The organism is Streptomyces sp. NPDC033131 (assembly GCF_055578365.1).
The window spans coordinates 281,005-295,891 of the sequence record NZ_JBVIPA010000005.1; the positions used below are offsets into that span (position 1 = coordinate 281,005).

Here is a 14,887-nt window from a genome sequence, read left to right on the forward strand (position 1 = left end):
TCACGCCGTCGGCAGCCAGCCCACCTTCCCCGCCAGCAGCGCGTAGCCCACGAACGCCCCGATGTCGAGCAGGGAATGCGCCACCACCAGGGGGCCCACGCGGCCCCAGCGGCGGTACAGGTACACGAACACGACGCCCATCACCATGTTGCCGATGAAGCCGCCGATGCCCTGGTAGAGGTGGTACGAGCCGCGCAGTACGGAACTGGCCATCAGCGCGGTGCCGGGCGTCCAGCCCAACTGGCCGAGGCGGCGCAGCAGATAGCCCACCACGATGACCTCTTCGAGGATCGCGTTCTGCATCGCGGACATGATCAGCACCGGATACTTCCACCACACCTCGGGCAGCGCCTCGGGCACCACGGTGAGGTTGAAGCCGAGGCCGCGCGCCGCCAGGTAGAAGGCGATCCCGGTGCTGCCGATGACCGCCGCGACCGCGGCCCCCCGGCCCAGGTCGGGCCAGGGCCGGGTGCGGTCGAAGCCGAGGGTGCGCAGGCCCCGCCCCTCGCGGAGCAGGAAGTGCGCGACCAGCGCCACGGGCACCAGCGCCGAGGCGATCCCGAACAGCTGCCAGGCGAGATCCAGCCAGGGACGACCGGGGGCGGCCGATGCGTTGAGGGTGGCCGCCTGGTCCTTGAGGCCTCCCGGTTTGGTGACCGAACCGACAAAGCTGATCAGGGCGGACACACCACTCGCACCGAGCGAGACCCCCAGAACGAGCAGGGTCTCGTCCCGAAGGACCCGTCGTGAGGGCCGCTCCTCAGGAAAGGAACCGGCCACCGAGCCCGCCTCGGACTGCACACCTGCCTCCAAGTTGAGTGATCCCGCCGCATCCCCACGGCCGGCCGGGACTCAACAGGGAGGGCCACCACCGTCATGGGACATCACAGCTTGCCCGATCAGTATGGGACGGGCGGCGGCGACCCCCGGTCGTGACCGATCACCGGACCACCGGTGACACCGTCCACGAGGCCGGCGAGCCGTTCCGGGTCCACTCGATGATCCTCGAGACGATCGTGGCAGCGGGGTGCGGGCACCGACCGGTGCCCGCTTCCTCACCTCAGCCCAGCGGCACCGGCTCCGGCAGCCCCACCGGCCAGGTGTGCACCGGCTCGCCCTTGTGCATCAGCTCGCGGTACCACCGGGTCGTCGCGGCCAGTGCGGCCTCCCGGGACAGGCCGCTCTCCAGGGCCCGGTGGAAGGTCGCGGCCTGCCAGGACGCACCGTTGACCCGGCGTCGGCAGCGTTCCTCGATGACGCCGAGGTACAGGTCCCGGTCGGCGGGTTCGATGCCCCACGCGTCGAGTCCGGTCGCGGCCAGCGGCAGCAGCTCGTCCCGTACGAGACTGACGGCGTCGACCTCGGTCGTGCCGCCGTACCGGCCGCGCCGGGGCCAGGTGAGGCGGGCGTCGATGCCGTGCCGGCACGCGGCGTCGAAGTTGGCTGCGGCGGTCTCGAACGGCAGCCTGCTCCAGATGGGCCGCGACTCCTCGGCGAGGGCGCGCACGAGGCCGTAGTAGAAGGCCGCGTTGGCGATGACGTCGGTGATGGTGGGACCGGCGGGCAGCACGCGGTTCTCGACGCGCAGGTGCGGGACGCCGTCCGCGATGCCGTAGACCGGGCGGTTCCAGCGGTAGACGGTTCCGTTGTGCAGGACGAGCTCGGCGAGCTTCGGGATGCCGCCCCCGTCAAGGACCTCCAGCGGGTCCTCGTCGTCACAGATGGGCAGCAGAGCCGGGTAGTAGCGCAGGTTCTCCTCGAAGAGGTCGTACGCGGAGGATATCCACCGCTCGCCGAACCAGGTGCGGGGGCGCACGCCCTGGGCCTGGAGTTCGGGCGGGCGGGTGTCGGTGGACTGCTGGAACAGCGGCGGCCGCGACTCGCGCCACAGCTCGCGGCCGAACAGGAACGGCGAGTTGGCGCCCACGGCGATCTGGGCGGCGGCGACGGCCTGGGCGGCGTTCCACACGTCGGGGAAGCGGTGCGGAGTGACCTGGAGGTGGAGCTGCACGGAGGTGCAGGCGGCCTCGGGCGCGATGGACTTCGAGCTGCAGGTCAGGCGCTCCACGCCGTCGATGTCGAGGGCGAAGTCCTCGCCGCGGGCGGCCACGATCTGGTCGTTGAGCAGGACGTAACGGTCGACGTCGGAGAGGTTCGAGGACACCAGGTCGTCCCGGTCGAGGGTCGGCAGAATGCCGATCATCACGATTCCCGCGTCGAGCTCTCCCGCTTTCCTGTCGGCATACGCCAGCGAGGTGCGGAGTTCCTCGGCCAGCCGGTCGAATACCCTCCCACCCAATGGGTGTGGGGCTATGTTGACTTCCAGGTTGAACATGGCGAGTTCTGTTTGGAAATCTCGGCTTGCGATGCGTTCGAGCACCTGCGCATTGAGCATTTTCGGCATACCGTCGGACCCGGTGAGATTCAGTTCGATCTCCAGCCCCATGAGGTTCCTGGGGCGGTCGAACCGCTTCTCGGCCAGGAGTCGCTCCAGCCCCGTCAGGTTCCGGCGGAGCTTGTCGCGGTAGCGCTGGCGATCGGACAGGTCGAACTGACCTGCCACGACCTTCTCCCCCATCGCAGGGTCCCTCCTCGCATGGGCGGGCCGAAGGCCGGCCGCCGGTGTCCGGGTCAGGTGGGATGATGCCCAGCCGAGACGATCGATAACGTCACGGGCGGGACCGGCAGCCGCTACTCTGATGGATGTGCCCCCTGGCACATTCACCAGGCATGGTGCACGGCGCACTTCGAGTTCCCCAAAGAGCTCGTGAAAAACGCCGACAAGAATGGGCCGTCCGCCCTCCCGGTGTTTTCCGAGGTCACCGCCGCGCAGCCGGCCGGGAACCGGGATGATTACCGCGAATCGCCGACCGAATGGACCCTTGTTCTCCTCGCCGGAAACAGCTAGACGAAACATCGTCTGAACATGTGTCGTATAAACTCCGCGAACAAGGCAGAAGGCTGGCGCCCGCGGCCCTTCGATCCTGCCATCAGGTGACGCACGGCAGGCCTCGCGTGCACCCCTGGTCACCGGACCACGGCCCCCGCCTCTCTGACCACGTGAGCTGACAGCGCCGTCCGCCCAGCCCCGCCCTCGTGCCACCGTGCCTGTCGAATGAGAGGCGACCCACCATGCCGCTGCATGTCCTCCCGGCTCCCGCGCCCGCACTTCGCTCCGTCCTCACCGCGCTGGGTTCCCCCACCGCGGTCCGTGAAGCCCGAACTCCTTCCTTGCTGCACGCCCAGGGCCCCCTCACTCCCGAACTCCCCCTGCCGGTGCACGTCCTGGACGGCGTCGACACCGCGGGCGCCCCCGCCACCCGGCTGGCCGGCTGGCGTTTCCTGATCCGCTGCGGCGACCGTGCGGTGGCCGCGGCGGAGACCATGCTGACCCCCGACGGCTGGGCGTTCTCCCGCTTCTTCGAGGGCCCGTACATCGCCTCCACCGAGCAGGCACTGCGCCAGGCGGAGAACATGACGCAGCCCTATCAACCACGACTGCTGTCGGTACCCCGTCTCTACATGCTCACGCTCTGGTTGCACGGCGACTGCACCGCGGACGGCGCCACCGGCCACCCCGCCGCCACGGACCTGCTCGTACCGCTGGCGCCGGCACCACCCGGAATCGCCGCGCACCGTCCGCACCGGGTGGCCGACCTGCTGCCGGTACTGACCCATCGGGTGACTCCGGCCCCGCTGCTGGGCTCACCGGCCTGACATCCTCGTCGCGGCGACCTTCGTACCCCGTACCCGAATTCCGGGTGGCGGGGTACGACGCTGTTTCCGACACCCTTTAGGCTCATACCGAGATTCCCATCGACCCATTCGCTCGTACGAGCACTTAATGGCTCGTACGAGCCGGATCGGGCCTGTTACCCATGCGGACTAGCCCTATTCGGCCACCGCGAACCACCCGAAGTGACAGTGCAGTTGGAATGAACCGTCCGCGCGAGTGATGCGTCATCAACCTGTGAGAAGCGGTGCTGCGAAATCCCTGCGGATTGCCGCCCGTGGGGCAACACTGGGTTCCGACCGACTTATCACAACGGGGGCCGGCATGAACGACGCTTCACGCCGCGGGACAGACACCACAGCAAGCCCATCCATCACGACAGAGCGAAAGATCCCACCCATGTGCCAGCACCAGACACCGTGTCCGACAGCCGACTCCGCCGACCGGGAATCCGCCCGTCTCGTGGCGCACCACCCGGAACAGGGGTGGAGCCTGCTGTGCAACGGCGTTCTGCTCTTCGAGGACACCGGTGAGCTCCTGCCGGACGGACGGGTCATCGACCCGCACCGCCCGCTGGGCACCGCACAGGTGATGACCGCCGCCTGAGCGCCACCGGGCGGCACGCCGCACCGCCCGGAGTACCGAGGGGCCGGCACGCAGCGCCGACTGCGCACCGGCCCCGACGCATGTCCGAGGACAGTCACTCCGTGTAACCCCCCGTGCGGGTTCTGATCGTCCGCTGCGCCCGGTCCACTCCACTTCCCGGTGCCCCTTCCCACGGTCACCCCTTTTCCGGAAGACTCCTGGAAGTTTCGAGGGAGTCGGTACGGAGGTGGGGAAGTGGCAGCACGCGAGGCCGACGCCGAGACGGCGCCCGAGGCCCGGGGGAAGATCACGATCACGGAGATCGCCCGGCGGGCCGGAGTCTCGGTGCCGACGGTGTCCCGGGTCGTCAACGGCCGGTCCGACGTCTCGCCGCAGACCCGGGCGCGGGTCGAGGACCTGCTGCGACGGCACGGCTACCGCAAGCGGCCCGCGGCTCCCGGCACCCGCGCCGCCCTGCTCGACCTCGTCTTCAACGACCTCGACAGCCCCTGGTCGGTGGAGATCATCCGGGGCGTGGAGGAGGTCGCGCACGCGGCCGGGGTCGGCACTGTGGTGTCGGCGATCCACGGCCGCACGGGCGACGCCCGCGAGTGGATGCGCAATCTGCGGGCCCGTGCCTCCGACGGCGTCATCCTCGTCACCTCGGCGCTGGAGCCGGTCCTGCACGACGAGTTGCGCATCCTCGGCGTCCCGCTGGTGGTCGTCGACCCGGCCGGCTCCCCCGCCCTCGACGTCCCGACGGTCGGGGCCGCCAACTGGGCGGGCGGCATGGCGGCCACCGAACACCTGCTGTCGCTGGGCCACCGCAGGATCGGCCTGATCGCGGGCCCGCCCCGGCTGCTCTGCTCCCGGGCCCGCTTCGACGGCTACCGCGCCGCGCTCGAGGGCGCCGGCCTCGCGGTGGACGACGCGCTCGTCGTCCCCGGCGACTTCCGCCCGGAGTCCGGCTTCGCCGGCTGCAACGCCCTGCTCGACCTGTCCGAACCGCCGACCGCGGTGTTCGCGGCCAGCGACCAGATGGCACTCGGCGCGATCGAGGCGCTGCGCCGACGTGGCCTGCGCGTCCCGGAGGACATGAGCCTGGTCGGTTTCGACGACCTTCCGGAAGTCCGCTGGTCGGCCCCGCCGCTCACCACGGTCCGCCAGCCCCTCGCCGACATGGGCAAGCTGGCCGCCCGCACGGTCCTCCGGCTGGCGCACGACGAACAGCCGGACTCCCCACGGGTGGAGCTGGGCACGGAACTGGTGGTGAGGGCGAGCACGGCACCGCTGACCGGAACCTGGCCACCGTCGTCGCCGGACCGCACCGGATGACCAGGCCCTGCGCCACCTGCGCGCAGCCGGCGCCGGTGGCCAGACCTCAGTCACCACCCAGCCAGTGCCGATGACCCGCCCTCAGTCCCCGCCGCTCCCGCCCCGTCCCGAACGTCAGAGCCCACAGACCCCCGTTCCCGGGCACCCCCCTCGTGGGAGCCCGGGAACGGGGCGTTGCTCCGGCGCCCCCTCACGAACGCCGGAGCAACGGGTCCTTACCTCAGCGCCTCCCGGATCGCGAAGTACGCCGGCTTGGGCGCCAGTTGCTCGTCCCACGGGAGCGCCGCGCCCTCGCCCTCGAAGAACGCGGGGATCCACGAGTACTTGTCGGTGTAGTCCCACAGCGTGATGCCCACGCACCGGCGCACCGCGAGGCAGGCCTCGGTCAGGTCGCGGTACCACTCGGCCTGCGTGGCCAGCTTCGCCTCGTCCGCGGGCACGTACATGCGGACGTCCACCTCGGTGAGCGCGGTGTCCAGGCCGAGCCGGGAGAAGCGGCGGAGGTTGTCCTCCAGCGTGGTCGGATAGCCGTACTGGAGTGCCAGGTGGGCCTGGAGGCCGAAGCCGTGGAGCGGCACACCCTGCGCCCGGAGTTCCTTGGCCAGCTTGTGGTACGCGTCGCTCTTCGGGCCGATGGTCTCGACGTTGTAGTCGTTCAGGTAGAGCTTGGCCTTCGGGTCGGCCTGGTGGGCCCAGCGCAGCGAGTCGGCGATGTAGCCGGGGCCGAGCGTCTTGTAGAAGATCGTCTCGCGGTAGGTGCCGTCCTCGTTGAACGCCTCGTTGACGACGTCCCAGGCGTAGATCTTGCCCTTGTAGTGCCGTACCTCCGCCTGGATGTGCTTCTTCAGTACGGCCCTCAGTTCGGTCGCCGTCCAGTCGCGGCCGGTGAGCCAGTCGGGCAGCTGGCTGTGCCACACCAGCGTGTGCCCGCGCACCTTCTGGTGGTTGGCACGGGCGAGGTTCACGATCTCGTCGCCCTTGGACCAGTCGAAGACCCCCTGCTGGGGTTCGGTGGCGTACCACTTCATGCCGTTGCCGGGTGTGATCTGGTCGAACTCGCTGCCGAGAATGGCCTTGTAGGGCTCGTCGACGAGTTCGGGGTTGTCGGTGGCGCTGCCGAAGTAGCGGCCGTGGCGCTCGGCCAGGTCGGCGAGCGTGGGCTGCCTGCCGTGCTCCTCGCCCGCCTGGGCGGCAGGCCCGGTGGCGATGCCCGCGGTGACCAGGACGGTCGCGAGGGCGCCGGCGAGTCTGAGCCGGGTGCGGGAGCGGATCGTCGTAGTGCGCATGGTGCGACTCCTCACGTGCGGTTGTGTGGGTGAGCCGTACGTCCGCCGGCGCGGGTCAGCCCTTCGTCGCACCGGCGGTGAGGCCGCCGACGAGCTGGCGCTCGGCGACCGAGTAGAAGGCGAGGGCGGGGACCATGGCCAGCACCAGGTAGGCGAAGACCTTGGCGGTGTCCGCGGAGTACTGGCCCTGGAACTGCTGGACGCCGATCGGGATGGTCCACCAGGTGGACTCGGTGAACACCAGCAGCGGCAGGAAGAAGTTGTTCCAGCTGGTGACGACGGCGAGGACGGACACGGTGCCGAGCGCCGGCCGTGCCATGGGCAGCAGCACCCGCCAGAAGAACCCGAACGGGGTGCACCCGTCGAGCGTGGCCGCTTCCTCCAGCTCCCCCGGGATCTGCCGGAAGAAGCCGCGCAGGATGATGATCGTCATGGGCAGTCCGAACGCGGCCTGCGGGAGGATCACACCGAGCGGGTTGTCCAGCAGGCCCATGGAGCGCAGCAGCAGGAACAGCGGCAGGGCCGCCACCGCGAAGGGGAACATCAGCCCCATCGTGAACAGGGTGAACAGCACCTCCCGCCCCCGGAAGGCGAACCGGGCGAAGGAGAACGCGGCGAGCGCGGAGGCCGCGACGACGATGACGGTCGTCCCCACGGCGATGAGCGTGCTGCTGCCGAGCAGCTGCCAGAAGGCGCCCGAGCCGAGGATGTCGGTGTAGTTGGAGATCACCCAGGAGTCGGGCAGCCCGATCGGGTTGCGGGAGAGTTCGTCGGTGGACTTGAAGCCGGAGACCATCGCGTAGAGCAGCGGCACGACCATCACCGCGCCGGCGACGATGAGAACGACGTGCACCGGCAGTGACTTCCCACGGGGCTTCTGAGCGGTCGTCACTTCCCGCCTCCTCTCATCGTCGTGGTCGCTCCTTCGAGGTCGCGGCGGAGCACGAACCGCTGGTAGGCGAGGGCGAAGACGAGGCTGATGCCGAACATGACCACGCTGATCGCGCTGGCGTATCCGACCTGGTAGCGCTTGAAGCCGTACTGGAACATGGTCACGGCCATGGTCTCGGAGTGGTGGTCGGGGCCGCCCGCGGTGGTCACCCACACCAGGTCGAAGAGCTGGATGGATCCGATGACGGACAGGAAGACGCTGATCCGCAGGGTCGGCGCGAGCAGCGGCAGGGTGACGTTGCGGAAGCGCTGCCAGGGTCCGGCGCCGTCGATGAGCGCCGCTTCGGTCAGCTCCCGGGGGATGGACTGGAGTCCGGCGAGGTAGAGCATCATGTGGAAGCCGAAGTACTTCCAGGTCATGACGAGGAAGAGGGTCGCCATGACGGTGGAGGGGTCGGCGAACCACTCCCCGCCCAGCCCGTCCAGGCCGATCCCGCCCAGCAGGCGGTCGGCGAGTCCGGCGTCCGGCGCGAAGATCATGCTGAACAGCACGCCGGTGATGGCCTCGGACAGCACGTACGGCGCGAAGAACAGCATCCGGTAGACGGCCCGGCCGCGCACCTTCTGGTTGAGCAGGACGGCCATGGCGAGCGCGAAGGGCAGCTGCAGGGCGAGCGACAGCAGGACGAGGACCAGGCAGCGCCACAGGTCACCGAGGAAGACGGGGTCGCCGAAGAGCCGGGTGAAGTTGTCGACCCCGATGTAGTCGGACGGCATGCCGAAGCCGCCCCAGCGGAAGAACGCGGCGTACAGGGCGAACAGGATCGGCAGCAGCACCAGCACGCCGAAGAGCACCAGGGCGGGCAGCTGGAAGCCGATCGCGGTGAACCAGTTGAGCGTGCGGCGCCGGGCCCGCCCCCGGGCGCTGCCTGCGTCCGGGGGCGGCAAGCCGACGTCGGGGCCGGTCCGTTCGTCGGGAAGGAACGTGGAGGTCATCGTCGGCTACTGCTCTTCCTTCGCGACCTTGGTGATCGACTCGGTGACCTGTTCGGGGGACTTGGAGCCGGCGATCAGCGCGCCGACACTGTCGTTGACCTCCTGGCCGAGGGCGGGCGCGTACGCCTGGTCGAGGTAGAGCTGGAAACCGGTGGCGCTCTTCAACTGCGCCTGTACGGCCTTGATGTTCGGGTCGGCGATGGCGCTCTCGGCACTCGGAACCACCGGGAGGACGCTGGTCTTCTTCACGAGTTCCAGGTCGGTGGCCTCGGAGGCGAAGAACTTCAGGAAGTCGACGGCGGCCTGCGGTGCGCCCTGCCGCAGAGCGTGCCCGCCGCCCCCGCCGAAGACCTCGGTGATGGCTCCCTTGCCGCCCTCGACCTCCGGGAACGGGAAGAAGCCGAGGTCGTCACCGAGTCCCTTGCCGGCGTCCGCCTCGACGACCGGGGCCCACTGGCCCATGAGTTCCATCGCGGCCTTGCCGTTGCCCACCGCGGCGGCCTGGCCGGTGGGGCTGGAGTAGGCGGCGCCGAGGAAGCCCTTCTGGAAGGGCTTGAGGTCGACGAGTTCCTTGAGGTGCTCGCCGGCCTCGACGAACTCGGCCCCGGTGAAGTCCTTGTCGTCGTTGGCCTTCTGCAGTGCCTCGGCGCCGGCGGTGCGCATCGCGAGGTAGGCCCAGTAGTACATGCCGGTCCACGTCTCCTTGCCCGCCAGGGCGAGGGGGGTGATGCCCTTGGCCTTCAGCTTGCCCACGGCGTCGAGGAAGCCGCTCCAGGTGGTGGGGGGCGCGCTGATGCCGGCCTGTTTGAAGAGCGCCTTGTTGTACCAGAAGCCGATCATGCCGATGTCGAACGGGATGCCGTACACCTTCTCGTCGATCAGGTACGGCTCCTTCGCGACCGACAGCAGCCCGTCGGCCCACGGCTTGGTGCGGTCCGTCAGGTCCTCGACGAGCCCCGCGTCGACCTGCTGCTTCAGCACGCCGCCACCCCAGGTGTGGAAGATGTCCGGGAGCTTCCCGGAGGCGGTCAGCGCGGTCATCTTCGACTTGTAGGCGTCGTTCTCCAGTTGAACGATCTTTATCTTCACTTTCGGGTTCTGGGCCTCGAACTTCTTGGCCAGTGCGGCCCAGACGCCCTTGGTGGGCTCGGTGGTCGAGATGTTCCACCACTCGACGGTGGTCGTCCCCGACGACCCTCCGTCCGAGTCGCCGCCGCAGCCGCTCAGTGCCGTCATGCCCAGACCGGCCGCGGCGGACGCCGCCAGGAACCCGCGGCGGGACAGTGCCGGGTCGCCCATTTTGCGCTCCTTGGGTACGGGACGGCGCGTCCACGCCTGTCCGCTGGACCGAAAGTTTCGGAGTTGATCCAGAAAGGTTCGTTGTTGCCGCACCCTAGAGACAGCTCCCAAACGGTGGCAACCCCTTGTACGCGGGGAATGTTGAGCGAGTCCGCCGCCGACTTGTTCCGGAAAGCGGCTGCTTCAGGAGCTCGACGGGGTGTACGCGAACCAGTCGAAGGACGCGCTGCCCTCGGTGACGTACATGCCGATCACACGACCGGTGAAGCCGCCGGCGACCTGTGTGGACAGGTAGCGGCCGTCCAACTCGGCCAGCGGTTCACCGCCTTCGATCGAGAAGACGACCGCGTCGGGGCCCCCTGGTCTGACTCCCGGCGCCCGGTCCCGGGAACTCCTGGCGGTCGGCGGCACGGGGGACGTCGTACGCACCTCGACGACCAGCGTGACCGGCCCCGCGTGCACGGGCCGGCGGACGAGACGCTGCCGTACCGGACCGATCCGGGCGACGATGCTCACCTCGCCCCCGGCGACCTCGACGTCGTAGTGGTGGGCCTCGTCCAGGCGAACGGACAGGCCCGCGCGGGCGGTTCCGGGATCCAGACGCGCCGCCACCCGGCACTCCGGATGCTGCTGACGGCGTCCGACGAAGGTGTGTCCCGGCCGGTCGAGACTGTCCCCGGCCGCCCGCAGGGTCAGCCACCCCGGCCGCTCACCGAGCGACCAGGCGCCCGTCGGCCTGGTGCGCGGGGAGATCCAGTGCGGGGCGAGCTGCCCGGCGTCGAAGTCGTCGCGCTCCGGCGGGAGTTCGGCGGGCTGCCAGGCGCCCGGCGCCGGATGCCGCTCGCGCACCGGTCCGACGCGGGGCCAGCCGTCCGCCCACTCGACCGGGGTCAGGAAGGTCTCCCGTCCCAGGACGTGGAAGGACGGGAAGAAGCCGCGGGGGCGCGTGGCGAGGAGCAGCATCCACCAGGTGCCGTCGGGCGCCTGGACCAGGTCGGCGTGTCCGGTGCACTGGATCGGCGAACCGGTGCCGCTGTGGGAGAGAACCGGGTTGGCCGGCGCCGGCTCGTAGGGGCCGCGCGGATCGCGGGCCCGGGCGATCGAGACGCTGTGGCCGTGCGCGGTGCCGCCCTCGGCCAGCATCAGGTACCACCAGTCGCCGATCCGGTAGAGATGCGGTGCCTCGGGATGCTGAAGTCCCGTCCCCGACCACACCGGAAGGGGACCTTCCAGCACCTTGCCGGTCACCGGGTCGATGCGCGCGACCCGGACCCCGGAGACCGCGCACCAGCAGTTCCCGTCGTCGTCCCAGGCCAGGTCGGGGTCGATACCCGGCAGATCGATCCACACCGGGTCGGACCACGGACCCTCGGGGCGATCGCTGCTCACGAGGAAGTTGCCCTTGCCGGACACATTGGTCGTGATCATGTAGAAGCGGCCGTCATGGTGCCGGATCGTCGGGGCGTAGATGCCACCGGAGGCCACTGTGTCGTCGGGCAGCTCCAACTGCCCCGGCCGGTCCAGCACGTTGCCGATCTGACGCCAGTGCACGAGATCACGGCTGTGGAAGAGCGGGACACCGGGGAAGTACTCGAAGCTCGAGCACACGAGATAGTAGTCGTCACCGACCCGGCACACGCTGGGATCCGGATGGAAGCCACCGATCACGGGATTGCCGTACGTCCGCATGCGCGTCAGTCCCTTCGAGCGTCGCCACGGGCGAAACTTTCGGATGATCCAACGAACGTTACGGGGCGCACTGTAGGGGGCCCTGAGAGCCGCGGCAAGACGCCGTCAGCCGTGCTCGCCCCGGTTCCCGGCGTTCAGGCGGCGGGGGAGCCGACGAGGCCGGGAGTCCGCCGCGGTGTGCTCCTTCAGGGGTGCCGTGCGGACTGGCCGGTGTCTCCGTCCCCGAGTGGGGGCACCGCTCGCGCAGGGCGGCCGGAAAAGGCCGTACGTCATGACTCCGGGTGCCCGCCTGCGGACGGTCTCCCCGCATGGCACGCACCCCGCCTACCGGCCGTCGGACCGGGTGGCAACCTGCTTGACCTGCTGCTGACGTCCACCAGACGTTCTTAACGGAAGCTTGACGCGCTCAGCCCCGCCATCCGTCGGCCCTGGCTTCACTCTCCGCTTACGCTGATCCGGCCGTACACATGATGGCCGGATCGACACGCTGAGCCGTACCCCAGGAGCACGCCCGATGGCCACCACCGAACACCCCCCGCCCAGTCCTCTGCGCTCCTGGATGCTGGAAGGCCTGACCGACATGGGCAAGGGCGGCGGCCCCCAGGGCCCGCACGCCACACCCGAACCCGCGCACACGGGCCGGCGCTGGTGGCGGGTCATGTGCCTCACCGGCGTCGACTACTTCTCGACCCTCGGCTACCAGCCGGGCATCGCGGCCCTCGCCGCCGGCCTGCTGTCTCCCGTGGCGACCATCGTGCTGGTGATCGTCACCCTCGCGGGCGCCCTGCCCGTGTACCGGAGAGTGGCCGAGGAGAGCCCCCGGGGCGAGGGCTCGATCGCGATGCTGGAGCGGCTGCTGTCCTTCTGGAAGGGCAAGCTGTTCGTCCTGACCCTGCTCGGCTTCGCCGCGACCGACTTCCTGATCACCATCACGCTGTCGGCGGCGGACGCCTCCACCCACCTCGTCGAGAACCCGCACCTGACCGCCACGCTGCACGACAAACAGCTCCTGATCACACTGATCCTCGTGGCGCTGCTGGGCGCGGTGTTCCTCAAGGGCTTCCTCGAGGCGATCGGCGTCGCGGTCGTCCTGGTCGGCGTCTACCTGACGCTGAACCTCGTCGTCGTGCTCGTCGGCCTGTGGCACGTCGTCACGGCCGGACACGTGGTCACCGCCTGGTCCAGCGCCCTGACCGCCGAGCACGGCAACGTCTTCGCCATGGTCGGCGTGGCCCTGCTGGTCTTCCCCAAACTCGCCCTCGGCCTCTCCGGTTTCGAGACCGGCGTGGCGGTCATGCCCCACGTCCAGGGCGACCCGGACGACACGGACGAGCGGCCGGCCGGCCGGATCCGCGACACGAAGAAGCTGCTCACCACCGCCGCCCTGGTCATGAGCGCCTTCCTGATCGCCACCAGCTTCATCACCACGCTGCTGATCCCGGAGAAGGAGTTCGAGCCGGGCGGCGAGGCGAACGGACGCGCCCTGGCGTTCCTCGCGCACGAGTACCTGGGCAGCGCCTTCGGCACGGTCTACGACGTCTCGACCATCGCCATCCTCTGGTTCGCCGGCGCCTCCGCGATGGCCGGGCTCCTCAACCTGATGCCCCGCTACCTGCCCCGCTACGGCATGGCCCCGCACTGGGCCCGCGCGGTGCGTCCGATGGTCATCGTCTTCACCCTCGTCGCCTTCCTCGTCACCTGGATCTTCGACGCGAGCGTCGACGCACAGGGCGGCGCCTACGCCACCGGCGTACTGGTGCTGATCAGCTCCGCCGCGATCGCGGTGACGATCGCCGCACGCAAGGCCGGCCAGCGGAACCGGACCGTCGCCTTCGCCGTGATCTCGGCGGTCTTCCTCTACACGACCGTCATGAACGTCATCGAACGACCCGACGGCGTGAAGATCGGCGCCTGCTTCATCGCCGGCATCATCCTGGTCTCCCTGCTGTCCCGGCTGGCCCGCGCCTTCGAACTGCGGGTGACCGGCGTGACGCTGGACGACATGGCGGAACGGTTCATCCGGGACATGGCCAGCCGCAAGATCCGGTTCATCGCCAACGAACCCGACCGGCGGGACAAGGCCGAGTACCGCGACAAGATCGAGCAGATCCGGGAGGACAACGACATCCCCGGAGAGGACTTCGTCTTCGTCGAGGTCACGGTCCTGGACCCGTCCGAGTTCGAGACAGGCCTGACCGTACGCGGCGAGGTCCTGCACGACCGCTACCGCGTCCTGACCCTGGAGTCCTCCTCCATACCGAACGCACTCGCCGCCCTGCTCCTGCACGTCCGCGACGCGACCGGCCGCACCCCGCACATCTACTTCGAGTGGACCGAGGGCAACCCCTTCGCCAACTTCCTGCGCTTCTTCCTCTTCGGCCAGGGCGAGGTCGCCCCGGTCACCCGGGAGGTCCTGCGCGAGGCGGAACCGGACCGGCCCCGCCGGCCGCGCGTCCACACCGGCTGAGCGCGCCACCAGCGGGCCCTCGCCGCGCCCCGCCCCACCTCCACGACCCACCGTTCACGGCCCTATCGTGACCGCATGCAGTCCTACACGATCGGCCAGGCAGCCAGGCTGCTCGGCGTGAGCCCCGACACCGCGCGCCGCTGGGCGGACGCCGGCCGGGTGGCGACCCACCGCGACGACGGCGGGCGACGGCTCGTCGACGGGCGGGACCTGGCCGCGTTCTCGGTGGAGCTGGCCAAGGCCGCGAACACCGACGAGGACACGCCCTACACCTCCGCCCGGAACGCCTTCCCCGGCATCGTCACCGCCATCAAGCTGGGCGACGTCGCCGCCCAGGTCGAGATCCAGGCCGGCCCACACCGTCTCGTGTCCCTGCTGACCCGCGAAGCCGTCGAGGAACTGGGCCTGGAGGTCGGCATGGAGGCGACGGCCCGCGTCAAGTCGACGAATGTCCACATCGACCGCGCCTGAGGCTCCTCTCGGCGCTCCGTGCGCACAAACGCACATGCCACCCTGTACGAGTTTCACCCAGGCTCATGCGATGCCACACCTGACTTATGCCTCGCACATGCGGAAGTATGATCGGCGCAACGGAAGGGTCCGACG

General features: G+C 69.7%; 12 protein-coding genes. 5 read left to right on the top strand and 7 right to left on the bottom strand.

Going from position 1 to position 14,887, the window contains the following annotated elements:
* Together ACZ5XS_RS10100 and ACZ5XS_RS10105 are read right to left on the bottom strand one after the other, a co-directional pair.
* Window positions 1-801, bottom strand: a complete 801-nt coding sequence (locus tag ACZ5XS_RS10100; protein WP_468649619.1) for a CPBP family intramembrane glutamic endopeptidase — start codon at window positions 799-801, stop codon at window positions 1-3.
* Between the two features lie 259 nt (window positions 802-1,060).
* Entirely contained in the window at window positions 1,061-2,578 is a 1,518-nt protein-coding gene (locus ACZ5XS_RS10105; protein ID WP_468649621.1) for a glutamate-cysteine ligase family protein, read from the bottom strand.
* Window positions 2,579-3,132: 554 nt separating this feature from the next.
* On the opposite strand from ACZ5XS_RS10105, the gene ACZ5XS_RS10110 reads away from it, so the two are divergent.
* The 3 genes from ACZ5XS_RS10110 (at window position 3,133) to ACZ5XS_RS10120 (ending at window position 5,653) form a co-directional block, all read left to right on the top strand.
* A complete protein-coding gene (locus ACZ5XS_RS10110; RefSeq protein ID WP_217242135.1) occupies window positions 3,133-3,717 on the top strand; it encodes a hypothetical protein in 585 nt (194 codons plus the stop codon).
* A gap of 415 nt (window positions 3,718-4,132) precedes the next feature.
* Window positions 4,133-4,339, top strand: a complete 207-nt coding sequence (locus ACZ5XS_RS10115) for a DUF5999 family protein (protein ID WP_217242136.1) — start codon at window positions 4,133-4,135, stop codon at window positions 4,337-4,339.
* 234 nt (window positions 4,340-4,573) lie between these two features.
* On the top strand, window positions 4,574-5,653 hold the full coding sequence (locus ACZ5XS_RS10120; RefSeq protein WP_468649624.1) for a LacI family DNA-binding transcriptional regulator: 1,080 nt from the start codon (window positions 4,574-4,576) through the stop codon (window positions 5,651-5,653).
* Window positions 5,654-5,868: 215 nt separating this feature from the next.
* On the opposite strand, the gene ACZ5XS_RS10125 is transcribed toward ACZ5XS_RS10120, so the two are convergent.
* The 5 genes from ACZ5XS_RS10125 to ACZ5XS_RS10145 form a co-directional block, all read right to left on the bottom strand.
* Complete coding sequence (locus ACZ5XS_RS10125; protein ID WP_468649626.1) at window positions 5,869-6,939, bottom strand: endo-1,4-beta-xylanase; 1,071 nt, start codon at window positions 6,937-6,939, stop codon at window positions 5,869-5,871.
* Window positions 6,940-6,994: 55 nt separating this feature from the next.
* Window positions 6,995-7,759, bottom strand: a complete 765-nt coding sequence (locus ACZ5XS_RS10130) for a carbohydrate ABC transporter permease (RefSeq protein WP_468649680.1) — start codon at window positions 7,757-7,759, stop codon at window positions 6,995-6,997.
* Window positions 7,760-7,827: 68 nt separating this feature from the next.
* The gene (locus ACZ5XS_RS10135) at window positions 7,828-8,826 is read right to left on the bottom strand and encodes a carbohydrate ABC transporter permease (RefSeq protein ID WP_468649628.1); all 999 of its coding nucleotides are present in this window, start codon (window positions 8,824-8,826) and stop codon (window positions 7,828-7,830) included.
* Window positions 8,827-8,832: 6 nt separating this feature from the next.
* A complete protein-coding gene (locus ACZ5XS_RS10140) occupies window positions 8,833-10,125 on the bottom strand; it encodes an extracellular solute-binding protein (protein WP_468649630.1) in 1,293 nt (430 codons plus the stop codon).
* A 183-nt stretch (window positions 10,126-10,308) separates the two neighbouring features.
* Window positions 10,309-11,814, bottom strand: a complete 1,506-nt coding sequence (locus ACZ5XS_RS10145) for a glycoside hydrolase family 43 protein (protein WP_468649632.1) — start codon at window positions 11,812-11,814, stop codon at window positions 10,309-10,311.
* A 514-nt stretch (window positions 11,815-12,328) separates the two neighbouring features.
* Between ACZ5XS_RS10145 and ACZ5XS_RS10150 the strand changes: the two genes are divergently transcribed.
* Window positions 12,329-14,281 carry an APC family permease gene (locus ACZ5XS_RS10150; protein ID WP_468649634.1) on the top strand — a complete coding sequence of 651 codons (1,953 nt, stop codon included), beginning with the start codon at window positions 12,329-12,331 and terminating at the stop codon, window positions 14,279-14,281.
* Window positions 14,282-14,356: 75 nt separating this feature from the next.
* On the top strand, window positions 14,357-14,752 hold the full coding sequence (locus ACZ5XS_RS10155) for a TOBE domain-containing protein (RefSeq protein WP_468649635.1): 396 nt from the start codon (window positions 14,357-14,359) through the stop codon (window positions 14,750-14,752).
* Window positions 14,753-14,887 lie beyond the last annotated feature (135 nt).